General features: G+C 66.1%; 18 protein-coding genes. 5 read left to right on the forward strand and 13 right to left on the reverse strand.

What is annotated here, in order from left to right; all coding sequences use genetic code 11:
• Positions 1 to 37: 37 nt before the first annotated feature.
• The 3 genes from NFL01S_RS18170 to NFL01S_RS18180 all read left to right on the forward strand — a co-directional run bounded on the left by NFL01S_RS18170 (position 38) and on the right by NFL01S_RS18180 (position 5,204).
• Entirely contained in the window at positions 38 to 1,876 is a 1,839-nt protein-coding gene (locus NFL01S_RS18170) for a 3' terminal RNA ribose 2'-O-methyltransferase Hen1 (RefSeq protein WP_062976840.1), read from the forward strand.
• Positions 1,873 to 4,650 (forward strand): polynucleotide kinase-phosphatase, encoded by a 2,778-nt coding sequence (locus tag NFL01S_RS18175; protein WP_062976842.1) that lies wholly within the window; start codon positions 1,873 to 1,875, stop codon positions 4,648 to 4,650. Before NFL01S_RS18170 ends, NFL01S_RS18175 begins: the two co-directional genes overlap by 4 nt.
• A 245-nt stretch (positions 4,651 to 4,895) precedes the next feature.
• Entirely contained in the window at positions 4,896 to 5,204 is a 309-nt protein-coding gene (locus NFL01S_RS18180) for a hypothetical protein (RefSeq protein ID WP_157116652.1), read from the forward strand.
• Positions 5,205 to 5,471: 267 nt separating this feature from the next.
• On the opposite strand, the gene NFL01S_RS18185 is transcribed toward NFL01S_RS18180, so the two are convergent.
• The 3 genes from NFL01S_RS18185 to NFL01S_RS18195 all read right to left on the reverse strand — a co-directional run bounded on the left by NFL01S_RS18185 (position 5,472) and on the right by NFL01S_RS18195 (position 7,408).
• Positions 5,472 to 6,059 carry a dihydrofolate reductase family protein gene (locus NFL01S_RS18185; RefSeq protein ID WP_063915984.1) on the reverse strand — a complete coding sequence of 196 codons (588 nt, stop codon included), beginning with the start codon at positions 6,057 to 6,059 and terminating at the stop codon, positions 5,472 to 5,474.
• A 209-nt stretch (positions 6,060 to 6,268) separates the two neighbouring features.
• Positions 6,269 to 7,024, reverse strand: coding sequence for a MerR family transcriptional regulator (locus NFL01S_RS18190; protein WP_062976847.1), 756 nt, complete (start codon positions 7,022 to 7,024; stop codon positions 6,269 to 6,271).
• Between the two features lie 99 nt (positions 7,025 to 7,123).
• Positions 7,124 to 7,408 carry a WhiB family transcriptional regulator gene (locus tag NFL01S_RS18195; protein ID WP_062976849.1) on the reverse strand — a complete coding sequence of 95 codons (285 nt, stop codon included), beginning with the start codon at positions 7,406 to 7,408 and terminating at the stop codon, positions 7,124 to 7,126.
• A 144-nt stretch (positions 7,409 to 7,552) separates the two neighbouring features.
• On the opposite strand from NFL01S_RS18195, the gene NFL01S_RS18200 reads away from it, so the two are divergent.
• Positions 7,553 to 7,936: a DUF1707 SHOCT-like domain-containing protein gene (locus NFL01S_RS18200; protein WP_062976851.1), complete on the forward strand. Its 384-nt coding sequence runs from the start codon at positions 7,553 to 7,555 to the stop codon at positions 7,934 to 7,936.
• A gap of 2 nt (positions 7,937 to 7,938) precedes the next feature.
• Here the strand turns inward: NFL01S_RS18200 and NFL01S_RS18205 are convergent, their stop codons facing one another.
• Both NFL01S_RS18205 and NFL01S_RS18210 read right to left on the reverse strand, forming a co-directional pair.
• The gene (locus tag NFL01S_RS18205) at positions 7,939 to 10,497 is read right to left on the reverse strand and encodes a serine/threonine-protein kinase (RefSeq protein ID WP_084492844.1); all 2,559 of its coding nucleotides are present in this window, start codon (positions 10,495 to 10,497) and stop codon (positions 7,939 to 7,941) included.
• Between the two features lie 216 nt (positions 10,498 to 10,713).
• The gene (locus tag NFL01S_RS18210; protein WP_062976954.1) at positions 10,714 to 12,234 is read right to left on the reverse strand and encodes an amino acid permease; all 1,521 of its coding nucleotides are present in this window, start codon (positions 12,232 to 12,234) and stop codon (positions 10,714 to 10,716) included.
• A 202-nt stretch (positions 12,235 to 12,436) separates the two neighbouring features.
• Between NFL01S_RS18210 and NFL01S_RS18215 the strand changes: the two genes are divergently transcribed.
• Positions 12,437 to 13,510, forward strand: a complete 1,074-nt coding sequence (locus NFL01S_RS18215) for an SPFH domain-containing protein (protein WP_062976956.1) — start codon at positions 12,437 to 12,439, stop codon at positions 13,508 to 13,510.
• 53 nt (positions 13,511 to 13,563) lie between these two features.
• Here the strand turns inward: NFL01S_RS18215 and NFL01S_RS18220 are convergent, their stop codons facing one another.
• The 8 genes from NFL01S_RS18220 to NFL01S_RS18255 all read right to left on the reverse strand — a co-directional run bounded on the left by NFL01S_RS18220 (position 13,564) and on the right by NFL01S_RS18255 (position 26,562).
• Complete coding sequence (locus tag NFL01S_RS18220; RefSeq protein ID WP_168433951.1) at positions 13,564 to 18,486, reverse strand: NAD-glutamate dehydrogenase; 4,923 nt, start codon at positions 18,484 to 18,486, stop codon at positions 13,564 to 13,566.
• A gap of 141 nt (positions 18,487 to 18,627) precedes the next feature.
• The gene (locus tag NFL01S_RS35570; protein WP_157116654.1) at positions 18,628 to 18,912 is read right to left on the reverse strand and encodes a hypothetical protein; all 285 of its coding nucleotides are present in this window, start codon (positions 18,910 to 18,912) and stop codon (positions 18,628 to 18,630) included.
• 471 nt (positions 18,913 to 19,383) lie between these two features.
• On the reverse strand, positions 19,384 to 20,505 hold the full coding sequence (locus tag NFL01S_RS18230) for a discoidin domain-containing protein (RefSeq protein WP_062976854.1): 1,122 nt from the start codon (positions 20,503 to 20,505) through the stop codon (positions 19,384 to 19,386).
• A gap of 86 nt (positions 20,506 to 20,591) precedes the next feature.
• Positions 20,592 to 20,933 carry a helix-turn-helix domain-containing protein gene (locus NFL01S_RS18235; RefSeq protein WP_062976856.1) on the reverse strand — a complete coding sequence of 114 codons (342 nt, stop codon included), beginning with the start codon at positions 20,931 to 20,933 and terminating at the stop codon, positions 20,592 to 20,594.
• A 16-nt stretch (positions 20,934 to 20,949) separates the two neighbouring features.
• Complete coding sequence (gene eccE / locus NFL01S_RS18240) at positions 20,950 to 22,665, reverse strand: type VII secretion protein EccE (protein ID WP_062976858.1); 1,716 nt, start codon at positions 22,663 to 22,665, stop codon at positions 20,950 to 20,952.
• On the reverse strand, positions 22,662 to 24,014 hold the full coding sequence (gene mycP, locus NFL01S_RS18245; protein WP_062976860.1) for a type VII secretion-associated serine protease mycosin: 1,353 nt from the start codon (positions 24,012 to 24,014) through the stop codon (positions 22,662 to 22,664). The genes eccE and mycP overlap by 4 nt, the downstream gene beginning before the upstream one ends.
• Complete coding sequence (gene eccD / locus NFL01S_RS18250; RefSeq protein ID WP_062976862.1) at positions 24,014 to 25,558, reverse strand: type VII secretion integral membrane protein EccD; 1,545 nt, start codon at positions 25,556 to 25,558, stop codon at positions 24,014 to 24,016. The genes mycP and eccD overlap by 1 nt, the downstream gene beginning before the upstream one ends.
• Entirely contained in the window at positions 25,555 to 26,562 is a 1,008-nt protein-coding gene (locus NFL01S_RS18255; protein WP_245670766.1) for a MinD/ParA family ATP-binding protein, read from the reverse strand. Before NFL01S_RS18255 ends, eccD begins: the two co-directional genes overlap by 4 nt.
• Positions 26,563 to 26,789: the final 227 nt, after the last annotated feature.

The following is a 26,789-nucleotide window of genomic DNA, read 5'->3' on the forward strand; positions in this document are numbered from 1 at the left end:
CCTTGCCGCACCGGTGTGACTCGGCCACGATCACAGCATGCTGTTGACGATCACCTGCACACCGGTTGCGGGCAGTGCCATGCCCGCAACCGATCTCGGGTTCCTGCTGCACAAGAACCCGGACCGGGTGCAGGAATTCGGATTGTCCTACGGCATTGCGCATGTGCTCTACCCGCAGGCCACCGCCGAGGGCTGCACCGCGGCGCTGTTGCTGGAAGTAGACCCGGTACGCCTGGTTCGGGGCCGGGCCAAGGGACCGCAGGCGTTCGCGCTCGGCCAGTATGTGAACGACCGGCCCTACGCCGCATCTTCGCTGTTGTCGGTGGCGATCGGCGCCGTTTTCCGCAGCGCCTTGCGCGGTGAGTGCACACAGCGCCCGGAACTGGCCCGCACGCCCTTGCCGCTGCGGCTGGAACTCCCGGCACTCGGCTGCCGGGGCGGCCCCGAACTCGCCGAACGGGTCTTCGCCCCGCTCGGCTGGTCGGTGGACGCCACCCCTCTGCCGCTCGATCCGGCGTTCCCGGCGTGGGGTGATTCTGCGCATCTGCGTCTCGTACTGACCGGAACGGTGCGACTGGCCGACGCACTCAACCACCTCTACGTCCTGCTGCCTGTCCTCGACGGCGCCAAGCACTACTGGCTCGACAACGACGAGGTGGACAAATTGCTCCGCGCCGGCGGGAGCTGGCTGGCCGCTCACCCGGAGCGTGGCTGGATCACCCGCCGCTACCTCGCCCGCCGCCAGTCGCTGGTCCGCACAGCCCTGGCCCGGCTGGCCGAACTGGACAACTCCGACCCCGAGGAACTCGGCGCCGTCGATGAAGCGATCCAGGCAGACGAGACCACGACCGAGCCGAACGCCGAAGTCCGGCGCGCCACCGGACCGATAGCCCCTGCGCCCTCCTCGGATGACCCTGCGCCGACCACTCCGGCACCGGCCACCTCGGTGCCGGTGGGCACCACAACCGACGAGAACACGAGGCCCGAGGGCGCTGCGGGCAATCCCACCAGCGTGGGCGAGAATTCGACCACAACTGCGAGTGTGAACGGTGACGAGCCCGCGCCGACGGCAATACAGCGACCGCCGGAAGTGGTTTCCGCCCTTCACAACGTCACGGACACTCCTGTGGGCGCACCGGGCGACGAGGCGTCCGCCGGCACGACGGCAGTCTCCGGTACGTGCCGCCCCCGGCGCGAGCACCCGATTGCGGCCGCGGCCGTGGGGGCCGATGATGACACCCCCACGCTGCCACTGGCGGCGCAGCGGCGGGCGGCGGTGATTGCCACGCTGCGAGAGGCCGGAGCGGCCCGGGTCCTCGACCTCGGTTGCGGCGACGGCGCCTTGCTTCGGGAGTTGCTCGGCGACAGCGCTTTCCGAGAGATCATGGGCGTGGATGTCTCCACCCGTGCGCTGTCGATCGCGCGCCGCCGGTTGCGGCTCGATCGGCTGCCGGAGCCGGTCGCGCGCAGGCTGACCTTGCGGCAGGGATCGCTCACCTATACCGACAGCGCACTGCGCGGATTCGACGCGGCCGTGCTGATGGAGGTCATCGAACATATCGATCCGCCGCGGCTGCCCGCGGTCGAGTACGTCGTATTCGGGGCGGCGGCGCCGCAGTCGGTGCTGGTGACCACGCCCAATGCCGAATACAACGTGCGGTACGACGGTCTGTCGGCAGGCGCGTTCCGCCACAGCGACCATCGTTTCGAATGGAACCGGGCGGAGTTCCGGTCCTGGGCGCAGGGCATCGCCGGACACTACGGCTACGAGGTCCGGTTCGCACCGATCGGCCACCCCGATCCCGAGGTCGGCCCGCCGACCCAGCTCGCGGTGTTCACCCGCGCCCACACCGCAACCGAAGGAGCCTCGCAGTGACCGATCTCGCCGTACCGGATCTGTGTCTGGTGGTACTCATCGGTTGCACCGGATCGGGGAAATCGACCTTCGCCCGCACGCATTTCCCGCCGACGTCCGTGATCTCCGCCGATACCTGCCGCGGGCTGGTGAGCGACGACGAGGACGACCAGTCGGCGACACCGGAGGCTTTCGCGCTGCTGCACCACATCGTCGGAGTGCGCTTGCGACGCGGGCTGCGGACCGTGGTCGATGCGACCAATGTGCAGCCGGGCTCCCGCAAGGAACTCGTCGCGCTCGCCCGGGACCACGATGTGCTGCCGGTGGCTATCGTGCTGGATGTACCGGATTCGGTATGCCTGGAACGGAACGCGCGGCGATCGGATCGCGCCGCGCTGGGCGCCCACGTCGTGCACCGTCAGCAGCGGGAGCTGCGGCGCGGGCTGCGCGGGCTGGAACGCGAGGGATTCCGGCGGGTACACACGCTGCGCGGTGCCGAAGAGATCACCGCGGCGCGGATCGTGGACGAACGCCTGTGGAACGACCGCCGCGACCTCACCGGCCCGTTCGATGTCATCGGCGATATCCACGGCTGCCGATCGGAGCTGGAGACCCTGCTCGCCACACTCGGCTACCGGATCGATCGCGACCCGCAGGGCCGGGCCGTGGGCGCCTGCCACCCTGGGGGCCGGACCGCGGTTTTCGTCGGCGATCTCGTCGATCGTGGTCCTGATACGCCGGGGGTGCTGCGCTTGGTGATGGGGATGACCGCTAACGGAGACGCACTGTGCGTCACCGGTAACCATGAGCACAAACTCGTCCGCGCCCTATCCGGCCGGAAGGTGAAACCGGCCCATGGGCTGGCCGAATCGCTGACTCAGCTCGCGGCGACCGACGACGAATTCCGGGCGGCCGCACTCGACTTCTGCCGTGGTCTCATCAGCCACTATGTACTCGACGGCGGCCGGCTGGTCGTGGCCCACGCCGGCTTGAAGCAGCAGTATCACGGGCGGTCGTCCGGACGTGTCCGGTCTTTCGCCATGTACGGCGAGACCACCGGCGAAACCGACGACTTCGGCCTGCCGGTGCGCTACCCGTGGGCCGAGGAGTACCGCGGCCGGGCGACCGTGCTGTACGGCCACACACCGGTCGCCGGCCTGCGCTGGGTGAACAACACGCTGTGCCTGGACACCGGTGTGGTTTTCGGTGGGCAGCTGTCGGCGTTGCGGTACCCGGAGCGGCAGACGGTCTCGGTACCGGCCGAGCGGGTCTGGTACGAACCGGTCCGCCCGCTGGCGCCGGTAGGCGGCGGTCCGGACACCGAGGGCCCCGCGCACCGCGATCCCGGCATTCTCGATCTCGACGATGTACTCGGCCGCCGGGTGGTCGAAACCCGCCACCACGGGCGGGTCGGAGTCCAGGAGGAGAACGCGAGCGCGGCACTCGAGGTGATGAGCCGGTTCGCCGTGGACCCGCGGTGGCTGGTCTATCTGCCGCCGACCATGGCCCCGTGCGCCACCTCCGAATTGCCCGGCTACCTCGAGCATCCCGCGCAGGCATTCGAGTACTTCCGCGGTGAGGGCGTGACGCGGGTGGTGTGCGAGGAGAAACATATGGGATCGCGGGCGGTGGTGCTGCTGGCTCGCTCCCCGGAAGTGGCCGCCGAACGTTTCGGGGTGGCGCGGGGCACCGGCATGATCTACACCCGCACGGGTCGGCCGTTCTTCGACGAACCCGACCGGACCGAAGCACTGCTGGCCCGGATCCGCGCGGCGGCCGAAGCCGCCGGACTGTTCGACGAGTTGGGCACCGGCTGGCTCCTGCTCGACACCGAGATCATGCCCTGGTCGGCGAAGGCGCAACAGCTGCTGCGCAACCAGTACGCCGCGGTCGGCGCCGCGGCGCGGGCCTCGGTCGACACGGCCCGCCAGGTGCTGGCGGCGGTGGCGGCCCGGGGCCAGGATACCGGCGAGCTGCAGGCCCGAATGAGCGACCGGGCCGCCGATATCGCTGCCTTCACCCGCGCCTACGGCCGCTACTGCTGGCCCGTCGACGGGCTGAACGGGTTACGGGTGGCACCGTTCGGACTGCTGGCCGGTGAAGGTGCAAATTACGCCGTCCGCGATCATCACTGGCAGCTGGACCTACTCGACCGGCTGGTCGCCGCCGACCCGGATCTGCTGTCCGCTACCCGGCGGATGACCGTCGACCTCGGCGATCCCGGCAGCGAAGCGACCGCTACCGCGTGGTGGCTGGCGCTGACCGGCGACGGCGGCGAGGGCATGGTGGTGAAACCGGTGGACGCTCTGGTGCACGCGGCGCCGAAGTCGCGCGGAGCGGCGGCCCGCACAACGACGGGCGCGATCGGCTCGGCCACTGTGGGAGCCACGACCGACGCAGGCCCCGCGGGAAACGCGGGCAAGGTTCCGGATCGCGCGGGGGACGGCGGCGTCGGCGCGCAGCTGTACGGCGGTGAACTGCTCGGGCACGGTGCGGTTGTGACGGGAAACCGTGACAACGGCGTACCGGTGGGCCGACTCGTGCAGCCGGGGGTCAAATGCCGCGGACCGGAGTATCTCCGGATCATCTACGGCCCCGAGTATCTGCGACCGGAGAACCTGCATCGCTTGCGGTCCCGTGGTCTGGGCCGGAAACGGGCGCTGGCGCTGCGTGAGTACGCATTGGGCATGGAGGCTCTGGACCGCCTCGCCGCGGGTGATCCGCTGTGGCGGGTCCACGAGGCGGTGTTCGCGGTGCTGGCACTCGAATCCGAACCGATCGATCCGCGACTCTAGAGGTTTGCGGCCGCGGAGCGCCCCGTGGCCACAACCCTCCTTTGCTGCCCGTTCCTATCGGCGGGTACTCGACGGGCCGGCGCCGAGCTGCGGATACGGCAATTCCCTTCCCAATCATGAGAAATAAACGCGCGACTATCCAACACTCGCGTATCGTACCGTTAAACAGCGGCTCATAGAACAGCGGACCTCGGGTTACCGAATCGCCGTTGAAGTTCTATTCCGCCAAACGAACGGAGCCCATCATGACCATCACCCGCACTCATGAACTGCTGAAGAAGATCGCCGCAGCCTTCGCCTTGACCGGCGCGTTCGTCCTCGCCCCCGCCGGCCTGACAGTCCAGGCGGCCCAGGCGGACGTCGGCCACAGCACCCGGGGTGATTCACACGCAGGTAACGGCACATACAACGACACCCATACGATCCCCGCCGATACCAGCAACCGCAGCGAGCCGGTACACGCGATCCCGGCATACCGGAGCGACACCTACGACGGCGACGGCGTCTACCGAGACATCTGCGCGTACAAGCCGTACTTCTACGCTTGCCGATGAGTCGATCACAGAAGCCGTGAACCCGATCGGCAGATCATCGGTCTCGTGATGACGAACAGTGGCGCAAAGTCGACCATCGGCAACCAGCCGGTACGATCTCGACCCCGTCACCCACCGCCCCCGCACAACGGGTCGCTACAGCGCCGATCTCCGATGCGAACCACTTCTCCGAGGTAAGGAGATCAACCCCTTCCGATACGATTCATCGACTGTATGCCGCCCACCTGGCGGCGACCTCGGCCGGAAGCATCCGGATGATATCCGGCCTCAGGACAAGCAATGCTCGACACACACCCGCGCGGACTGCCGGTAGCGTATCTGCACCACCGCGCTGTCGAACGTAAGCACATCGAGCAGACGCAGACTCGACGGATCGACCGACGCCTGGAACAACGGAACTCCATCGCCCAACAACACGGGATGGACGAACAGCCGGTATTCGTCGATCAGATCGTGCGCCAGAAAGGCCGCGGCAGTCTCGGCCCCGCCGAGCAGCACCAGATCTTGCCCCGAATCCTTGCGCTGACGAACCTGTTCGACAAAATCAGCGCCGATAACCTCGGTGTTCCAGCCGGGCGCCTGTAGCGTCCGGGACACCACGAGCTTGGACGCATCCCGCCAGAACCGCGCGAAATCGACATAGAACGGCGACACCGGCGCGAGATCCGCGGTCGGCCAGTAGTCCGCCATGATTTCGTAGGTCTTGCGACCGTACAGCAGTGAATCAGCGCGCCGGAGCTCGTCCAGGTAACCGGCGCACAATTCTTCGTCGACGACAGGCCAGTAAACCTCTTCGTCAGGCCCTTCGACGAACCCGTCGAGCGAGACCTGCATCCACAATGTCAGGCTTCCCATACCGCTACCTCATCTATCACGTTGGGTGTCCAGAGCAGATTCTGCCGCGAATCACCGCTGTGCACATCGGTAGGAAGGGAAGAGAATACTTAGGTGGACGTAAGGAAATACTCACAACGTAGAAATTCACAGCATATCGCCACATAAGACACGAGCATCGGCCAGCCGCCCACCTGTGGGAAGTCCGATGACGACCAGTGGCCGGTGGATCAGGCGTCGGTAGGGAGGTCGGCGAGCTCACTGTCTGCGGCGATGTACTGCCCGACAAACCGGGTCACCAGCTCGGAAGCCGCCCTACCAGGTAAGTTCCGGGCCAGTTGTAGCTGCCCGGTCAGTTTTGCCAGGTCATCGGCAGTGCGTTCGGAGTCCTGATACTCCTGCCATACCGTGCGCTGGAAGAGATCGACGAAGCGGCGCGCGATCCGGTCGCAATCCGATCGTATCCGCTCCAGCTCACCGAGGACTTCGGCATCGGGAATTCCGGCGGCGGCCAGCTGTTCGGCAAAGCGGATCATCTGTTTGTCGGCGGGCCGATAGGTGGCGGCATCGACCGGTTCGTACAGTCCGGACGCGACGATACGGGCCAGGCCGTTGGGAACCACAGCGTAGCGTTCCTGCAGTTCGGTGGCCGGAATCGTATCCTCGCCCGCTTCCGTTCCTCCTACGGGGGGCTCGTCGGGGTCCGCGCCGCTCAGCAACGTGCCGACGCCCAGGATATCGCCGAGGTCGTCACCACGATCCCACGCTTTGAGCAGCTCCTTGATACCGTTCAGCTTGATCCCGCGATCGAGCAGCCTGCTGATCGTATGCACCCGATTCAGATGCTCAGGGCTGTAATATCCCGTTCTCCCCTTGACCTGCGGCGGAGGCAGAACGCCCCGTTCGTGATAAACCCGCAGGCTGCGCACGGTCGTGCCGGCGGCGCGAGCCAGCTCATCGATCGTGTACTCCACACCAGCAGCCATACATCAAGGAAACCACATCGAATCGATTACGGTGCACGTCGGACACGACCGAAAGGCCCGATTCAATGCTTGTTGGCACGGGGTTTCCTCGATCGTTGTTCACCGTCCGACGGTACGTTGTGTATAGGCGCGTCGCTCGTCCTCCGACATTCCACCCCAGACCCCGTACGGTTCACCCACCTCGAGCGCGTAGCTCCGGCACCGATCGAGAACCGGACACGCGTCGCAGATCTGCTTCGCTCGCCGCACCCGGGCGGCCCGGGCTCGGCCACGCTCACCTTCCGGATGGAAGAACACCGTCGATTCCAAGCCACGGCAAGATCCGAGCAATTGCCAATCCCACACGTCGGCTGCCGGGCGCCGGTACTGGACCACGGTGGACATCGAAACTCCTCTACCCCGATTGTGTAGTCAGCGTAATTAGTCCCCACATATGGGAATTCGCTGCTCCCGGATCCGGCCGCGGCTTCCCGGCAGTGGCGAATCACGCCGGGAACGAAACCACCGAAACCGTCCTATGCTGCGGGTATGAGTGAGCTACCGGGGGCACGGATCACCGTCGGGGAGCGCGAACGAGCATTGCGCGAGCTCGCCGAACATCTGGGCGCGGGCCGTCTGACACTCACCGACTACGAGGAACGGGCGGCCGCCGCGACCGTCGCGACCACCAGACCCGAACTGGCCGTCCTTTTCGCAGATATGCCCGGCGCGGCGGCACCACCCGGCGAGCTCCAGCACGCTGATCCGGCCACCGGATTCGCGATCATGGGAGGTTGCGCGGCCACCTTCGCCCTCGTCCTGGCACTGGTATTCGGCGGCTGGTTGTGGCTGCTGCTTCTGGTCGTCCTGCTGGTCTCGGCGCCTCTGGTGCCGGTGGCGCTGCGGCGCCGGCGACTACCCGGACCCTCCTGACCTCACCACCGGGTGCGTGGCCGGACCGTATTGGCCAGGTCCACCAGCCGGTAGCGATGCAACCGGTCGGGCGCCGTACGAGCCAGCGCACGCAACCGCGATTCCAGACCGCCCCGCAGCCCCGGAATCGTCAGCGGGTAGCCGAGCAGGGTGGTATCGGCTGCGGCCGGGCGCATCCGCGACCGCAACCAGTCCAGCGCGGCGCCCACCACCACGACCTGTATCTGCAGCACCCGCGGCTCGTCGACGAGCTCCAGCCGTGCGGCGGCCTCCATCAGATCGACTTCGGTGATATCGCGGTGCGGCCGGGACACCAGCACGAGGCTGCCGGTCATCCGGGCCGTCGTGTAGTGGCGGGAGGTATCGGGGACCTCGTCCAGCACTTGCACCGCCTCCAGCGGTGCGCCGTCCGCGGCCAGCCGGCGCGCCAGCCCGAAGGCCGCGCTCACCACCCCGTGGTTGGTTCGCCACACCAGCCGGTAGAACGTTTCAGCGGCCCGGTGCCAGCGTTCGGAATCCTCTGGGTCGGCCGACGATTGCAATACCAGTTCCGCGGTACCGGCCAGCGCCAGCGCAGGCGCGATCTCCCCGGGCAGCATGGTGTGCACCTCGTCGAAGTGCAGGTAGGCGCGCTCGTAGAAACCTCCCAGCAGCGCGACCACGCCGTCGAACCATTCGATCCGCCAATCGGTGGCCTCGCGCGGCCGTAGCACCTCGAGCAGCGCCCGCGCCGCCTCCAGATCGCCGAGGTCCAGATGGGCTCGGATGGCGGCCAGCGCACCTTCGACCTCGAACGTCTCGGGGGCGTCGATGGTGCCCGCCGCAATACGTTCGGAGGTCTGTCTCAACGCGTCGAGTGTCTGGCGCGCATCGCCGTACAGCAGCGGAGTGATCAATTCCACGCTGGGATCGTCGGCATCGATCAGCGGGATCGGCAACGCGGCCACCACCGCGGTGGCGTCCAGGCCCATACTGCGGTGCATGCCGTCGACCATGCCGTCCGTCTGGCCGATCAGGGCATCGATGCCGAAATCACCCCGCAGTGAGCCGAATTCGACCGACGCCTGCGGATATTCCCGGCCGGTGTCGGCGGCCAGCACCATCCGCAGCACACCGGCCATCTGGCAGTACATGGCGTAGGTGGAGGGGAACCGGCGGGCCGGATCCCGATGAGTGGACCGGATCAGCAGCCGGTGCAGGTACGGGTAGCGTTCCAGCAGCGGATACTGCTCGGGCGTGGGCATTTCGGTACGGGGATCGCCACCGGTGTCTTTGCTCAGGTCGAGGAACAGCGCGGCCAGCGTGCGGCCGGCGGCGAAAATATCGGAGGCGACGGTAGGGCCTGTTTCGATGATCTCGGGCGCCTGGTATCCGGGTGTACCGTAGATGCTGCCGTAGGACTCCATCGCCGCCACGGCGCCGAGGTCGATGAGTTTGACCTCGGCGTCGGTGACCATGATGTTGTCCGGTTTGAGGTCGTTGTAGGCCAATCCGAGCGAATGCAGATAGTCGAGGGCCGGCAGTACCTCCATCAGGTAGGCAAGGGTTTCGGCCACCGGAATCCCCTCCGGCCCGGCCAGATCCAGCAGCTTCTTCAGCGACCGCCCGCCCACGTACTCCATGACGATATAGCCGTCGGCCACCTCACGGCGGGAGCGGTGCTTGACAAAGTTGTAGATCTTGACCACACCGGGATGGGTGATCTCGGAGAGGAACTGCCGTTCGGCCAGCGCTACCACGTGCGCCTCGAAATCCTGCGGGTTCTGCAGGCCTTTCAACACCACCCAGCGGTCGCTGACATTCGTATCGACGGCCAGATAGATCCAGCCGAGACCACCGTGGGCGAGACAGCCCTTGACCACGTACTGTTCGGCGACCATCTCCCCCGCCGACAACGCCGGCAGGAAGTTGTAGGCCGAACCGCACTGCCCGCACTCCCCGATCACCGAGCCGGGGCCGTCCGGCCCGGAACGGCCGGTGGGAGCCTGGCATTTCCAGCAGAAACGCTTGTTCTCGGGGACGACCGGGTCCTCGAGCACCGCGGTCCCGGGATCCACCGGGTCCACCCGCGGCAAGACCACCAGACCGGCGCCCAGGCGGCGCACGCTGGGCCGGGACCGGGAATTGCGGCCCGACGGCGGATCGTCGGAGAAACCGGCGAAGGGATCGAAATCGTCCAGGTCGTCCTCGTCGTCGGCCAGCAGCAGTTCGTCGAGATCATCGTCATCGGGACCACCCAGGCTGTTCAGCCGGGCGATATCGTCACCGGTGAGAGCGGCGACGGCGCGGTCGAACTCGCTGAGGTCGGGCGCCGCCGGCGGCGGACCGGATTCCTGCGGTGCGGCAACGGCCGGGATCGGACCCACGGTCACCGGCACGAAAACACCCGTAGCGCTTGGGGGTGCGCCGGCATCGGTGGGGCTGCGGGGTTCGCTCGGCGCCGATTCGGCCAGTAGTTCGTCGGCGGCGCGGGTGAGGTCGGATTCCGCCGGGTTGCGTGGTATTCCGTCACCGCCCGTGGTGCGGCGCGTCGACCAGGTGTGCGTCACCCGCCTGGGCATCGCGGCGCCCCGGATCCGCCGCTTCGACCAGGGCGGGAGCGGACGTTCGGATGAGCTGGGATGCTCTGGCATGCACGACCTCTCAAAACCCACAGGGGAACTGAGAGTCCATTGTTATCCCGGTACTCGGACCCGGGGGATTCGAGGTTCCCTTCTCTGGGAATGGGACTTCCCCGGGCGCGGCGTGCGCGGCCGGGGAAGTCGTCATATCCTTGCTTACTGCTTGTCGTCGGGTTCGTCCAGAATCCGGACCGTCACGCCCGGCTCCGGTGAAGCAACCGGGGCCACGGCGTCGGCGCTGCGCTGCTGGACCAGTTCATCGACCCCCTTGCGAGCGAAGAACCAGCCGACGACCAGGGCCGGAACGCCGACCAGCACCATCGCGATCACCGCTGCACGCTGTTCGATCTCATCGCTGAACAGCATCAGCAGAACAACGGCGGCCAGGAAGACCAGGGTCGCGTAATTGGTGTAAGGAGCACCGGGCAGCCGGAACTTCGGCCGGGTCACCTTACCCTCCTTCGACCAGCGGTACAGCTTCTGCTGGCAGAGCAGGATTGCTGTCCACGAGAAGATGGTGCCGAGCGCGGAGACGTTCAGCACGATCTCGAACGCCTGCTCGGGTACCAGCGCGTTCAGTCCCACACCTACCAGGGCGATAGCGCCGGTCGCGAGGATCCCGACGTAGGGTACGCCGTTCTTGGACATCCGGCCCGCGATCTTCGGCGCACTACCGTTCATCGACATCGAGCGCAGGATGCGACCGGTCGAGTACAGGCCGGCGTTCAGGCTGGAAAAGGCGGCGGTGAGCACCACCAAGTTCATGATCGAACCGGCGCCTTCGATGCCGATCTTGGAAAAGAACGTGACGAACGGGCTCTCACCGGCGGTGAAAACGGTGTAGGGCAGCAGCAGAGCGAGCAGAACCAGCGAGCCGACGTAGAACAGGGCGATCCGGGCGATCACCGAGTTGATGGCGCGCGGCATGATCTTCTCGGGGTTCTCCGTCTCACCGGCCGCGGTGCCCACGAGTTCCACCGCGGCGTAGGCGAAGACCACACCAGTGGTGACGACGATCAGGGGCAGGAAGCCGGTCGGGAACCAGCCGCCGTTGTCGCTGATGACGCTGAGACCGGTGGCCTGGCCGTCGATCTCGAAGCGTCCGGCCAGGAAGATCGTGCCGAGGACCAGGAAGCCCACCAGCGCGACGACCTTGATAAGTGCCGCCCAGAACTCCAGCTCACCGAACCATTTCACCGAAATCATATTGATCGCGACGACGATGGCCAGGGCAATCAGCGCGATGGTCCACTGCGGTACCACCTCGAACGCGCCCCAGAAGTGGACGTAGGTGGCGATCGCGGTGATATCCACGATGCCGGTCATGCACCAGTGAAAAAAGTACATCCAGCCGACCGAGAAAGCCAGTTTCTCCCCGTGGAACTCTCGAGCGTAGGAAACGAACGAACCCGAAGACGGGCGGTGCAGGACCAGTTCACCCAGGGCGCGCAGGATGAAGAATACGAAGATTCCGCAGACGGCGAATACCAGGAACAGGCCCGGTCCGGCCTCGCGGAGACGGCCGGCGGCACCGAGGAACAGCCCCGTGCCGATGGCGCCACCGATAGCGATCATCTGGAGCTGACGTGGACGCAGGGACTTGTGGTAGCCCGCATCTTCGGCGTGCAGGGCGTCCGCCGGCGCCTCCTGTCCCCGAGGCCCTTGAACAGTGGTCATCATGTTGCCTTTCGAGTGGCGCAGATCATGTCTTCGACTAACGTACCGCTGGATGGCGGCTCGTTCAATAGGTAGACACTCTTTTCGATTTACGGAAACCAGCAGCTTTCCCGGAACGCGACGCCCCAGCGCCCTTGGCGCCCAATTGATTGCGCCGCTGAACGTCGATACGCTCGATTACGACACCACCCGAGGAGCGCTCATGGCCTGGTTCGAACGCGAGTTCATCGCCGTCCCGGAAACCGGTAAGAACCAACTCGTGTACAAGTGGCCGGACGTGAACATCCGGCGCTATTCCCGCGTCATCGTCAATGCCGACGAGATCGCCCTGTTCGTAAAATCCGGGCAGGTCATGGGCGCGCTCGGCCCGGGGCGCCATCGCATCGACGCCGACGAACTCCCGGTCCTCGGTGCACTCGTCGACACCCTGTCCGGCGGCAACTTCTACCGCGCGGAGCTGTATTTCATCTCCACCCGGGAGTTCACCGGCCTCGAGTTCGGCGGCCGGATCGCCGATATCGCAGACCCGGTGAGCGAACAGGTGGTGACGCTCCGAGTGTTCGGCGAACACGCCCTCGCCGTCCGGGATCCGGCCGTGCTGGTCACCTCGCTCACCGGCACAACCGATATCGATGATCCCGCCGCGGTCCGCTCCTGGTGCCGAGCGCTGTTGCTGAAATCCATGAAGGTCGCTGTCACCCGCGGTGTTTCCCAGGGCAGGTGGCCGGTCCTGGGTCTGTCCGGCCACCTGCCCGAGATCGAAGCAGCGGTGATCGAGCACACCAACACCGTGCTCTACGAGTACGGGTTGCGGATCCCCCGTCTCGGAAATTTCGATATCACGCTCGCGCCCGAGGACACCGACCGGCTCAAACGGCTGGCCAAGGATGTCACCTATATCCGCCTCGCAGGGGATTTCCGCCAATATGCCGCCGGCGAGCTGGCACTCGGAGCCGGACACGGTCTGGCGCATCACGGGAACGAAGGAGGTTTTCTCGGCGCGGCCCTCGGGATCAACGCGCTGCAACAGTATCCCGGCGGACAGGTGGCCTCGCCCTCTCCGGCCGCGGAATCCCGGGAGCAGCCCGCACTTCCCGAAGGCGACCGGCCCTCCTGCACTCGGTGCCGGACCGTCAACCCGGCCGGCGCGAAGTTCTGCATCGACTGCGGTACCAACCTGTCCGCCACCCGCTCCCATTGCCACGATTGCGGTACCGAACTGGTCGCGGCGGCGCGCTTCTGTATCTCCTGCGGTACCGCGGTGGCCGAGAAATAGAAACGGCGACGGCCGGGCGATCCGATCGCCCGGCCGTCGCCGTCGGTATGGTCTCAGGAAGCCCCGGCCATCGCGACAGCGCCGGGATCGGCACCGCCCACCAGGCTGCGCACCTGCCGTACCGCCACCGACAGCGTCGCCAGATCGTAGCTCTCACCGGCGAATATCTCGGCCAGCGAGGCAGTGGCCCGGGCCAGCCGCGAGCGGTTGGTGGATTCCCAGTAGGCGATCGTCTCGCCGATCGCGTCGCCCGGTTCATTCGCCACCGCGATATCCAGCGTGAGCAACCGCAGCGATTCGTACAGATCGTCGCGCACCGCGAGCCGGGCCAGGGTGGGCCAGCGCTGTCCCTGTTCCACATCACCGACCGCGGTGAGCAGCCGGTCGATCTGGTAGTGCGAGCTCAGCGCGAAATAGAGACCGGCGATCTCCACGGGTTCACGACCGGCGATATCGGCGATATCGGCGATATCCAGCAGCGGGAACCGATGGATCAGGCGCAGCACCTCGCGGGCCAGATCGGCGGGCGCCCCACGTCCGGCCAGCTCCGCCGCCCGCTGTGTCAGTTCCGTTTCCAGGTGCTCGGGCAGCCACTGCGGCATCCGCGCAGCGAGCTCCTGCACACCCGCGCGGTAACGCGCGATATCGGCGCCGATGGCGATCGGCTGCGGCCGGTTGAGCAGCAGCCAGCGGGCCGCCCGTGCCAGGGTACGCCCGGCTTCCAGCTCCAACTCGTCGCGCACGGCCGTCGGCATCACGGTATTCCGGATCTGCTGCCAGATCGGCCGCAATCCGAAGATGTCGACGGCGGTGGTGAAGGCGCGCAGCGCATCCTCGGTGGTCGCCCCGACTTCCTCGGTGAGCTGGAAGGCGAAGGTGAGGCCGCCGTAATCGACCAGCTCGTTGACCGCGACCGTGGCGATGATCTCGCGCCGCAGCCGATGCCGGTCGATGGCCGCGGCGAAACGGTCGCGCAGCGGGGTCGGGAAGTACTCCGCGAGCACGGCGGCGAAGGCCGGATTCTCCGGCAGGTCGCCGGCGAGCACATCGGTTTTCAACCCCAGCTTGACATGGGCCATCAGGGTCGCCAATTCGGCCGATGCGAGACCGGAACCCGCGGCGATACGCCGCTTCATCTCCGCATCCGCGGGCAATGCCTCCAACCGGCGGTCGAGTCCGCGGTTGTTCTCCAGATCGGTGAGCAGGCGGCGGTGTACCGCCGCGTGCGCCTCGGCAGTGGTCCGGGACAGCCCCATCCGGAAGTTCTGGGAAACGTTGTCCCGCAGCACCAGTGCCGCGACCTCGTCGGTCATCGCGGCGAGCAGCGGGTTGCGCTCGGCGGCCGGCAGTTCCCCGCTGGAAACCACGGTGTCGAGCAGGATCTTGATATTGACCTCGTGGTCGGAGCAGTCCACACCCGCCGAGTTGTCGAGTGCGTCGGTGTTCATGCGGCCACCGCCTCGGCAGAATTCGATACGGCCCAGCGAGGTGGCGCCGAGATTGCCGCCCTCACCGATCACCTTGACGCGCAGCTCGTCTGCGTTCACCCGGACCGTGTCGTTGGATTTGTCCCCGACATCCGCGTGGGTCTCGCTGCTCGCCTTGATATAGGTGCCGATACCGCCGTTCCACAGCAGGTCGACCGGCGCGGTGAGGATAGCGCGGATGACCTCCGGCGGAGACAACCTGGTGACGTCGGCCTCGAGGCCGAGCGCCTGCCGGATCTCGGGGGTGATGGTGATCGCCTTGGCGTTGCGGTCGAATACGCCGCCGCCCGTGCTGATCAGCGACTGGTCGTAATCCGCCCAGCTCGACCGGCTCAGTCCGAAGAGGCGTTCGCGTTCCCGGTACGATCGCGCGGCATCCGGTTCGGGATCCAGGAAGATGTGCCGGTGGTCGAACGCGGCCACCAGCCGGATGTGCTCGGAGAGCAGCATGCCGTTGCCGAAGACGTCGCCGCTCATATCGCCCACCCCGACGACGGTGAAGTCCTGTTTCTGGGTGTCGATATCCATCTCGGCGAAATGACGTTTGACACTTTCCCAGGCACCCTTTGCCGTGATGCCCATGGCCTTGTGGTCGTAGCCGACCGAGCCACCCGAGGCGAAGGCGTCACCCAGCCAGAAGCCGTGCCCGGCGGCCACCTCGTTGGCGATATCGGAGAAGGTGGCGGTACCTTTATCGGCGGCAACGACGAGATACGGGTCGTCGCCGTCGCGGCGCACCACGTTCTCCGGCGGCAGGACCGCCCCGCTCACCCGGTCGAGATTGTCGGTGATATCGAGCAGGCCGGCGATGAACATCCGGTAGCAGGCAACACCCTCGGCCTGGCGGTTACGCCGATCCTCGGCCGGGTCGCCGGTGGCGGCCGGTGGGCGTTTCACCACGAAACCGCCCTTCGCGCCGACCGGCACGATCACCGCGTTCTTCACCGCCTGGGCCTTGACCAACCCGAGGATCTCGGTCCGGAAATCCTCCAGCCGGTCCGACCACCGCAGTCCGCCACGAGCCACCGACCCGAACCGCAGATGTACACCCTCCATCCGGGGCGAGTACACGAAGATCTCGTACCGCGGACGCGGCTGCGGCAGGAATTCGATCTGCTGCGGATCGAATTTCACCGACAGGTAGGACAGCGGGGCGCCGTGTTCGTCGCAGCGGAAATAGCTGGTGCGCAGCGTCGCCGAGATCAGCGCCAGGACCGCGCGCAGGACCCGGTCGGTATCCAGGCCCGTCACCGCATCGATCTCGGCCTCGAGCCGGCGCGTCGTCTCCCGGGCCCGCTCGGCGGCGTCCTCGGCGGCGGCCGGGTCGAAGTACGCCTCGAACAATTCGACGAATCCGCGGACGGTCATCGGGTTGGCCAGCAGTACCCGGGTGATGGCAGCGATGCCGTAGCCGAATCGCGACTGTTTCAGATACTTCGCATAGGCCCGCAGCATCGTCACCTGGCGCCACCGCAGACCCGCCCGCAGCACCAGCTCATTGAGCCCGTCGACCTCGGCCGCACCGAACCACATCGCTTCGACGGCGTCCTGGAACCGCTGGGCCAAACCGTCACCGGAGCGGTCGTCGCCGGGGACGGCCTCACCGAGATCGGCGGAGCCGCTGTCCAGCACATCGCGCAGCAACTCCGCCGGTACGCGCAGCGTGAAATCGTAGATCCAGCGTCGCCGCCCGTCGCCCAGGACCAGCGGATACGGCCGTTCGTCGACGACTTCGACACCGAGGCTGTGCAGGACCGGCAGTACCCGGCTCAACGAGACGCCCTCGCCTGCCACATAGAGCACGAACCGCCAGGCCCCCTCCGGACCACCGGCCTCCCGGTACAGCGCCGTACCGATGGCACCCTCTTCGAGACGTTCGAGCCGGCGCAGTTCGGAAAGGCCGCGTTCGGGTTCGAACTCCTGTTGGTAGCCGGCCGGGAAGGCGGCGGCATATTCCCGGATCGTGGTCCGGGAGAGATCCGCCGTTCCGCCGGCGGCGGATTCCAGCCGGTCCGCCCAGGTGCGGGTGGTGGCGAAGAGCAGGTCCTGGATCCGCTGGCGGTTCTCCTCGGAGAGGTCGGCCGGCGGCGTGCCGGTGTCGCGGTGCACGGTGATGTAGACGACCGCCAGATCGGATTCGGTGACCCGGGCCGAATAGCCGATCCGCCGCCCCTGGAACTCGCAGCGCAGAATATCCTGCATGCGCAGCCGTACCTGGTTGGAATACCGGTCGTTGGGCATATAGACCAGGCAGTACACGGCACCGCTGCGGGAATCCTCCCGCAGGAAGAGCCGGACCTGGCGGCGCAGACCCAGATTGACCACCGCAGAAACGGTCTCGAACAGCCGGTGGAAATCGGCGGTGAACAGTTCGGCGCGCGGGACGCTCTGCATCACTTCGAGCATGCCCTGGCCGGAGAACGAATTCAGGTCGAACCCGGCGGTTTCGATGACCTGGTGCACACGGCGCGAGATCACCGGGATATCGAGGATGTCCTCGTGCAGCGCGGTGACGGTGAGCGTGCCCACGAAGATGTGCTCGTGGTAGGGCGGCGGCACGTCTTCGCCGGACTGCTCCCGTGCGGCGGGGTCGGTGCTCTCGACAACGCTCACGAAGTACAGGTCCGAGGCTCCCGGAACCGCCGAATCCGCCGAACCGTTGGCCATCCGCAGCGCCTGATCACCGGGCCCCGGTGCCGGGATCTGGATATCGGCGGCTGATCCGGCGCGCAGGACGCCGAGACCGGTGTCGGGAATCGTCTGCGCCGCCGCGTCGGTATCCACATCGGCGAGAGCAGGGTACACCTTGCGCCCGGTGTACCCGAGCACGGTGAAATGGCCGTCGGCGAGCCAGCGCAGCAGGTCGACGTAATCGGTGAAATCGATATCGTCGCCACCGCCGGCGGTACGTTCGAGCCGCTCGGCGACATCGATCAGGGCCTCGGTCATCGCGGGGGTGTCCTCGTCGACCGCGCGCAGACCGGCGAGGAGCTGCGGTATCTCGCGTTCGATGCGGTCGAGCAGTTCGTCGGGAACCGGGGCAGCGAGTTCGATATGCATCCAGGATTCAGCAGTGGCCGGATAGATCTGCCCCGCGCGTTCGTCGGCGGCGCGCGGGGCGATATCGCGCAGCAGTCCCCGCACATCCCGGGTCACCTCGAAAACCGGGTGCACAACACCGGTTACGGCTGCACCGAGCTGGCTCAATCGCGAGGTGACCGATTCGACCAGCAGCGGCATATCGTCGTTGACGATCTGCAATGCCACGCCGAGCCCGCTGGGGTCGCCGGCCCGATAGAGCCGAGTCGCGATCTGCCCCGGTGTCCGTTGCTCGGCGAGCTCGAAATGATGCTGGAGGATTCGCTCGGCACGGCCGGCGATCGCCCAGGTTGCCGTTTCCGATCTACTCCACCGGAAGTAGGCCGATTCGAGTTCGTTCGGATCGCCCCGGAACCGCTTCTGCGAAACCGTTTGCTGCACTGTGGTCACCTCGACACCTGCACTTTCCCTCACCGGATACGCCACCAATCCAACCGAAGTTTGATGTACCGTTACTTAACGGTACATCATCAGCGAGCTAAAGCGTAGACCCGGCTACCACCCAAACCGGCTGGCAGCGGGAACTCTCTGCTACCCCAGCAACCCAGAACGAGACAGAAACGTCTGTGCCGCAGCCTTGTTCGCGAACGATCCGGTGTCTATCCGCAGACCCGAATCGGTATCCGCGTACAGCACCGACGAGGAGGCGCTGATCGACGCGAAGACCATGCCGTCGGATACCACACTGCCCCCGGTCGACCGCCACTTCCGGACAGTCTGAGTTAGCTCCACCGGAGCCACAACCTGCACCCGCAACAGCAACTCCCCGCCCCCAGTGATCCCGCCGGACAGCAGCGGGTCGCTCGCGGCGATCACACACCGCTCGACACCGTTCGCCTGATCAGGCGGCTCGCAGACCGCGGTCGCCAACGGCCCGGGCAACGCTGGAGCCGGGCCATCCGCCAGTCCCGGAGTCGTGAAACCACCACCAGGCGGAGCCGGCAGCGAACACGACCGGATCATCAGAAAGGCCAACAGCAACACAGCCGCAACTAGCACCGCGCCCGCCGCCCGCCATTGCCAGGCCGGATGCTTGTCGAGTACAAGCCTTTCTGCCTCGGGCACCATACGTGACCGAATCGCCCCCATAACGGAAGCGGCCACCGCTTTCGGGTCCGGGACGCTACCGCGCCCATGCTCCTCCTGCGGCCCGGCCGAGCCTGGTGACGCCGCGGCGACGGCCGGACCCAGGTCCGCCGGCGCCGGTGCGCCGCAATGCGCGCAGACCGCTCCAGATACTGAATGACCGCAGTATCGACAGTTCAGCCCGGCCACCGCCGCTACCTCCTATTGCCCGGTGATGACGATCGAAGAGATCGCGACGGTGTTGGCGGATACTTCGCCACTGGATTTCAATACGGTGAGCACGATCTCGTTCGCGGTCACCGGGGGGTCGATCTTCGTAACCACCAAGGAACGCTGATCGAGCGTCTCCTGGGTGAACGTCGTCTTGTCCGTTTCCTCGTTCCCGTCGTCGAACTCGTAGGACACCCGGCTCACCGTCCGAAACTTCGTCCATTGATCGGTCCCGTCACTGCCGACGTGGTCCCAGCCCGGCACAATCCCGATCGAGTCCACTTTGTATTCTTTGCCGAGGTCGATCCGCAGGACCTGCCCGTCCACCTTGTACGCCCGAACACACGACCACGCCTTGTCCGGGGCACCCGAGAAGGCAGCCATCCCTTCGGTGCTGCCGGGTGGACATTTCGATTCGGCGGATTGTACCTCGATGGTGCCACCGGTCTCGGCCGCATCAACCGGCGGCGACGCTGCCGACGTGGGTGCTGGAGTGATGGCAAGCGGCCGTGTCTGCTCGTTGTTCTCCCCGCCGGTGAACACGAGCAGCACCACGATCAGCAACGCCACCACCGCAGCCACCGCCAGCGCTACCTTGGGCTTCCGTAGCTGAGTGGCGACCTCCTGCACCATCTGCTGCGGACTGGGCTTCTCGTTCGCGGCCGAAGCCGCCGCCGGCGTCTGCTCCGTGCCCTCCTGCCGGCCCTGGGCTTCCCTGTTGATCCGATCAGCAGCTGCCTGGGCGTAATCCGGACCGAAATCGTCGTCGACGCGAGGCGACTGACCGCTCAACAGCGCGTTTATCCGCTCACTGGCCGAAGGGCCTACCGAAGATCGTCGTGGTGACGTCGTTTCGACTGGCTCGTCGTCCGGCAGCACGTTGCGGTCGAGGGCAGGCTGTTCCAGCGGTGGAGAGTCGGATAGTACGAACAGAGAATCGTCCACCAGGGGCGCCGAAACATCTGATCGCGCGGAGACAGCGCCCACAGCATCAGCCGCGGACTCCTCGGCCGTATCGTTCTCCGAGGCGCCGAAATACGGATCTGACAGCAGCGCATCGAGAATCACACCGCGATGGCAGAGAAATAGATCTCCCGGATCCGCGTCGGGCATAGCCGGATAGTAGCCGCTTTCACCACGGCATCGGGGCCGCTATTCCCGCGCCCGAGAACACAACAGGACGCGAGAACACGGGGCGGCTACCGGACGAAATACTCCGGTGGCACATCGAATACCCGGGCCAGCGCGATGATCAGGTCCAATCGCGGAATCGCGTCACCGTGTATCAGCCGATACAGGCCCGACTGCGATACCGGTACGTCCGGATAGGCCAGCTCCAGGTGCTGGGCCAACGAGTACAGGGTCAACGAACGGGTCGACCCGTCTTCGGTGGAGACCACCGATTCGGCGATCAGCTCCGATAATCGACTGGAAAAGATCGCTGCCGCCGCCCGCCGGGGAGTCAGCTCGTCTCCATTACCTGGGTGCTCGACAGCGTCGACCCCCGAATGAGAATCCTCCGGTGTCACAATGAACGACATTACCTGCCTGTCCGAATCACTGGGCCCGACGCCCGATAGGTCGCGAAAGCGGTGTCGTCACGCCGGCCGAAGCAGGTGGCGGTGCGACCTGCCGCCCGGGTTCGACGAATTCGAGATAGCGGGTTTCCCCACGCGGTTCGATGAGGTCGACCCGCACCGTACGCATCGGAATGCTCACGTCCAATGTGGACTCGCCAACCTGTTCGATGGCCAGGTCGGCCGAACGACTCCGGCGGCCGCCGGGATCATTGATCGACACTGCCGTGGGTGCCGCAGTGCCCTGCACCGGAACCTGATCAAACACCGCGATGGTGGCGTCAGTGCTCGAGGTGCGCTCGTCACCTCCAGATTCGCCGGCGAGCCACAGCGACCGAGGATCACCGACCGCGCTGACCAGATGCTGCCAGCGTTGCGGCCGGCTGGTATGGACCTCGATATCGGCGCCGGTCACCGTCGCCCGCAGGATGATCTGCTGGGCCACCGGCAAGTCGGCGTGGACGTCCACGGACCGGCGGCGCGGATTGTAGCGAGCGGGGTCGAACAGCGGCATCGCCAGGCGGTGCCGGGGTTGACCACTGATGGCACCCAGGATCTGTCCATTCGGCCCGATCGGCACGGACAAGCGGCCGGCGATCTCCTCGAGTGCTGAAGACACGGCACGTTCGTCGCGGGTGAGGTCCCGGACGGAGGTTCCGGTGGGTAGCGTTGCCCGGAAAGCCGCGAGCTGCTGCCCCGGTAGCCGGCGCAGATAGTCGGGCAACACGTCCTCCATTGCGGGTCCCACGTAACGCACCACCGCCCGCGGACCGTGGTGCAGTCCGGAAAGGCTCACCACCAGCGTGGTGCGGCCATTGCTCCAGGTCCAGCAATCGTCGAGTGTAACCTCCTCCAGGCGGTTCCAGTCGATTCCGAAACTGGTGACGAAGCGGCCGGGCACCGCGGTCGGCACGCAATGCCACGCCTCCCGAATATTGTCGAGTTCGATACCGGCGTGCAGAGCACCGAACGCATCGGCCAATGCGTCGGCGGGTAATGCATGTGCCGCCACCCCGCGTTCGCGCAACCGGCCCGCGATGCGATGCGCGGCCGTGGCGAGTGCCTTCGGTGCCACCACCGAACAGGGGCCTCGTTTGGCGAGCGCGGCCAGATTCCGCTGCTGGTCCAGTCGCACCACCAGCCAGGTCAGCCGATTGCCCACTACGGGATTCGGGCCGATCAACTGGTCGTAGAGCATGCTGTAACTTCCGGCGGAACGCACCCGCTGACCGGTGGTGACAATATCGATATCGACCACGATCCCGTACTGATCGAGCATCGGCAGCAACGCGGCCGGCCCTACCGTGTCCTCGGTGTACACGGTCTGCTCGGCGATCACCGTCGGCAGGTCGAGATTGGGTGCCAGTTGGATCATCGCGACCATGACGTCGCCGTCCTCCTGGATACCGCAGACCCCGGCCGGTACCCGGACCTCACGGATCGGCGGCAGACCTACCAAGGCCGATATCTGTCTGGTTCGGCCTCGCCGGAAAGCGACCCAGTCCAGCCCCCAGCGCACCGGAGTCCGGCCGCGTATCCGCACAGTCACCGACAGGATCACAAATCCGAAGACCACCGCGCCCACCCACAGCGGCGCCTGCGGAGTCAGCCCGACTCCCACGACGCTGCCTCCGACCACGGCACAGGCGAAGGGGCCACGCTCCACTCCGGCGACCCGCTGATCGGGCACATTCACCGCGCCCCTCGCTTCGTACCGCCCCGGTACGCGGCTCCCGCACCGAGCAGTACCGCCACCACGATCACAATGGCGGCCACTGTCCCCGGCGTCCGGTCTGCGGGACGATCCGGCGGCGGTAGTTCCAGCACATACGCCTGGAACAATCCCTCGGGCGGCTCGGGCGGGGTCCGATAACTCAATGCCCGCAACGGATCGATCACGCCTGCTCCCACGGCATTGTCGACGCCCCGGGCGGGAGCGTGCGCACTGGCCTGCAAACGGGCAGTAATCTCTGCAGGTGTCTCGTTGGGAAAGCGAGACCGCAACAGCGCTGCAGTACCCGCGACGTACGCGGCCGCAAACGACGCTCCACCTACCGGTACCAACCGATCCGGGGTGCCGACACCGTTGATGAGTCCGCCGCCACCCGGGCCCAGCGATTCGATTCCGGTGCCGGGCGCAGCCACCGAGACCCACGGACCGGTCAAGGTTTCGTCGGCGACCGCCCCCGAGGCGGTGGTGAATCCGACGGTGAGCACCGCAGGACTGAACCACCCGGGCGCGGAAATGGTTTTCACGTCACGCCAGTTCCGAGGGTCACCGGGCCGACCGGGATCGATCGCGGGATTCTGCTGACAGCCCTCGCTACCGGTGTTGCCGGCGCCGGCAACGATCAACGAGCCTCGGACATGGACAGCGTATCCGACTGCAGCCGACAGCATTGTCTGGTCGATCCCTGCCTCGGCTGGCAGGCAGACAGGAACCGGGACGACAATAATACCGGCACCCAGATTGGTCGCATGGGTGATCGCCTGCGCCAGCACCCTGATCTGGGATGCCAGCCGTTCGCGCTGATCCGGAGAACGACGTTCCGGACGGAACGCCCCCGACCGGTATCTGATCGAGATAATGCGCGCTTCGGGCGCGACGCCACTGAACCCGTCGGCCGGGTCGGCAGCTGCTCCGATGATCCCGGCGATCAGAGTTCCGTGCGCGTCACAATCCGACAGCCCGTCGCCGGCTGCGACATAGTCGCCGCCTCCCACCAGATTGGGCAATCGAGGGTTCGGCGCGACACCGGTATCCAGGACGGCGACCGTTGTCCCGGCCCCACGGCTGAGCGCCCGCGCGCGGGACAAACCGAGCGCCAGGTCCGGTGGCGGCACCCTGGAGATATCGCTGTCCGGCAGGACACCTGCGGCGAGACACCCCTTATCTTGTTCGGTGGGTTGCTCAGGGGCGGGTGGCCCGTCGGGCGGGGGCGCTCCGATGATTACCTCTGGAGGCTCGAGAGCCGTCGCCGGGGCCGCGCTGATACATACCACCAAGCCTGCCAGGGCTGTGGTAACGGCCCTGCCGAATCTCATCAGATCCCTCGCATGGCGGTATAGACGCCCATAATCCAGAACGCGATGACCGGCACCACGAGAATCAAGAGGTACTCGATCAAGTCGATCACTCTGCGGGTCACCGGTGTCAACCGCTTCCCGGGCAGACGCAACGCGGCAATACAGGCACCAGCCGCTGCCAGTGCCACAACGGCGATGACGATCAACCTCGGAAGCGGTGTCCCATAGTGACCGACAAGCACGGCGGCGAGCCCCAAGACGATCATCGCCGAGCCCGTCACCAACGCTATGGCTTGTACCCGATCCGGATACCACCGTGATCGCATGGCCAGCAGTCCCGCCACAGCCACGCCCATGACGATCTCCCTGATTCCACCAGGACTCACAGCGGCGGAAGTTATCGTAGCCACCGCCAGCAGAGCCGAGATCGCGATGATCAAACCTCTGAGGCTTGTCACCGCCAACCGCGCCCGGCTTTCGATTCCCGCTTCGGTCCGCTGCCGTTGCTGCTCGGCGTCCGCAGACTGCTCGGCGTCGAGATCGCTCTCCGGAGTTGATGCAGCATCGAAGATATCGGTCAGTGTCGTGGGCGAGACCTCACTTCCCGGATCAGGCAGATCCGGCGGACGGATCCGGGCGATGGCAACCGATATCCGCGGCGCCTGGGTCAACAGGATCAGTCCGACGAAGACGGATCCACCGGCAACCTGCCGGGGCAGGAGATCGGTATATGTCAGCGGTACTGCCGCCGCGGTCGAAACGATCCCCAATCCGGTAACGGCCATCAGCGTGGCTACTCCGGTTCCGGTTGCCCGCAACATGGCGGCCATGGCAACCGCAACGACCACCGCTCCCGCTGCGATGTTGGCGGGCGCAAACGGTCCCGGCTCACCGTGAGCGGGTGGCACGAACATGGCGCTGCCGGCAAACAACAGTGGTACGGAACCCAGGGCAAATCCCAGCGAGATCCGCTCCGCAGCACCGCGGTTGCGGGCGACGTAACCGCTTACCCAGCAGGCGATGCCCAGCAGCAGTGCGAGAATACCGCACCACAGAGCCGAACCCGATTGCGACCACATCCACGAGAGCAACGCGGCCACCGCGAACGAGCCGATCCCCAGTACCCCAAGCCCGGTAAGCGCTGCACTGTCGCTGTCGAACTCTGCGAACTCTTGATCGTTGATCAACGCGAGCGCGTCGGTGATGTCCTCCACAACCGGGGTGAAGACCTCGGCCGACTCCACCGTAGCCAACATGAGCGCGGTACCATCGACGACATCGTGATCCTCGAGGCTGCGCCAACGTGGAATCGGCTGTTCGCCCGGGCGCGCCAAGCTCCACTGGCCGTTCGGTGGCGTGAAATCGACCTTTTCGTCATCGATTGCCGCAGCCAGAACACTCACGAGGTCGTCGATAAATGTCTCGACGGTGAATTTGGTGGGGACGACCACATCCACTTGGTAGGTCGCCACCATCACGGCGATCCGGGCACGGGCGACTTCCGCCAGCGCCCCACCTCCACCGCCGCCCGCCACCGATGGTGCGGACTGGACTGTCGTCACGCCCGTCCTCCGAAACCCGCGGGGCCTACGTCGTAGCCGGGGAAATCGTCGGCAAGCCCGGCGGCCAACTCCTCGAATGCCAATGCGGTCTCTTTATCTAGCAGTCTCAAATCGACTTCCCCGCCCTCCGCCAAGTGTGCGTCGAAGGGTATCCGGCGGGTGGGCCGCTGTGCACTGGCGAACAGCTTCTCTATCGCTTCCACGTCGACCGTCGGTTTCACCGGTTGATGGTGAACGATCGCCACCATGGAGGCGGCAATAAGATGGTCGAAACCATGTGAACTCAGCCAATTCAGCGTTGCGACCGCTCCGGTTACCCCACCTACCGTCGCCGGGGTAACCACGAGGACCGCGTCGCTGGAGCGCAGCACCATATCGGTCACCGAATCCAGAACGCCAGTACCACAATCTACAAGCAGCAAATTGTAATGCCTACGCAGAGTCTCTACTCCAGTGGCATATTCGGTACCGGATAAGGCTTCGGAGGCATCACTGTTCCATGGCGAGGCAATAACCGCCAGGTCTGCCGCATTGACCGCCGTATATGCATGGACGGACGAGAACGAGTCCAAGGGATGCGAGGCGGTGGCCAGGTCCCGCAGCGTCAGCCCGTAGGGATGGCGTACGGTGCGGGTGGCCAGATCACCGAAGTCAGGGTTGGCGTCTACGGCAGCCACCCGATCCGGTCTCAACTTCGCGAACGTGGAGCCGAGTGCCGCAGCCGTGGTCGTGCGGCCGACGCCCCCTTTCACACTCACCACCGCGATCTGGTACGGCGTTGTCAACGCCCGACGGATTCGATTACGCCGATCCTCGGCGCGTTGTTCGGCGGGCGATAAGCCGAAGCTGAAGCCGACCTTGTTCAAGGCGCCCCGCACTCCCGCGGTGGAACGCAAATGTGCTTGGCGTACGGCAGCGATCTCGGCCAGCAACTCCGGAGAAGCCAGCGCGGGCGGCAGAACTGCCGATCGATTGTCGTAGGCGGGCCGGACCCGCTCGAGCACTCGTCCGGGATCACTGTGTGCCATATTCGGCGCCCCCGGCGTCGAATAGCGGGGTATCGGCGAATCCGGATTGCCCGGAGGTGCCGACAGCGTCGACTGCGACTGAGCGGCATTGGAACTCGCAGCCGACGACGCCCCTTCTTGCCATTGCGCGACAGATTCGCGCATCGGTGGTGCGGAGGTTCGCCTCGGCCTCCCATCGTCCGGGGATTGAGCAATCGCCCCAG

It is taken from the genome of Nocardia flavorosea NBRC 108225 (assembly GCF_001613385.1).
GTDB lineage: Bacteria > Actinomycetota > Actinomycetes > Mycobacteriales > Mycobacteriaceae > Nocardia > Nocardia flavorosea.

Bases quoted from the DNA above. Each gene is read 5' to 3' on its own strand.
- NFL01S_RS18170 (WP_062976840.1), top strand. From the start codon at position 38: ATGCTGTTGACGATCACCTGCACACCGGTTGCGGGCAGTGCCATGCCC.
- NFL01S_RS18180 (WP_157116652.1), top strand. From the start codon at position 4,896: ATGACCATCACCCGCACTCATGAACTGCTGAAGAAGATCGCCGCAGCC.
- NFL01S_RS18185 (WP_063915984.1), bottom strand. From the start codon at position 6,059: ATGGGAAGCCTGACATTGTGGATGCAGGTCTCGCTCGACGGGTTCGTC.
- NFL01S_RS18190 (WP_062976847.1), bottom strand. From the start codon at position 7,024: ATGGCTGCTGGTGTGGAGTACACGATCGATGAGCTGGCTCGCGCCGCC.
- NFL01S_RS18195 (WP_062976849.1), bottom strand. From the start codon at position 7,408: ATGTCCACCGTGGTCCAGTACCGGCGCCCGGCAGCCGACGTGTGGGAT.
- NFL01S_RS18200 (WP_062976851.1), top strand. From the start codon at position 7,553: ATGAGTGAGCTACCGGGGGCACGGATCACCGTCGGGGAGCGCGAACGA.
- NFL01S_RS18205 (WP_084492844.1), bottom strand. From the start codon at position 10,497: ATGCCCAGGCGGGTGACGCACACCTGGTCGACGCGCCGCACCACGGGC.
- NFL01S_RS18210 (WP_062976954.1), bottom strand. From the start codon at position 12,234: ATGACCACTGTTCAAGGGCCTCGGGGACAGGAGGCGCCGGCGGACGCC.
- NFL01S_RS18215 (WP_062976956.1), top strand. From the start codon at position 12,437: ATGGCCTGGTTCGAACGCGAGTTCATCGCCGTCCCGGAAACCGGTAAG.
- NFL01S_RS18230 (WP_062976854.1), bottom strand. From the start codon at position 20,505: ATGCCCGACGCGGATCCGGGAGATCTATTTCTCTGCCATCGCGGTGTG.
- NFL01S_RS18235 (WP_062976856.1), bottom strand. From the start codon at position 20,933: ATGTCGTTCATTGTGACACCGGAGGATTCTCATTCGGGGGTCGACGCT.
- mycP (WP_062976860.1), bottom strand. From the start codon at position 24,014: ATGAGATTCGGCAGGGCCGTTACCACAGCCCTGGCAGGCTTGGTGGTA.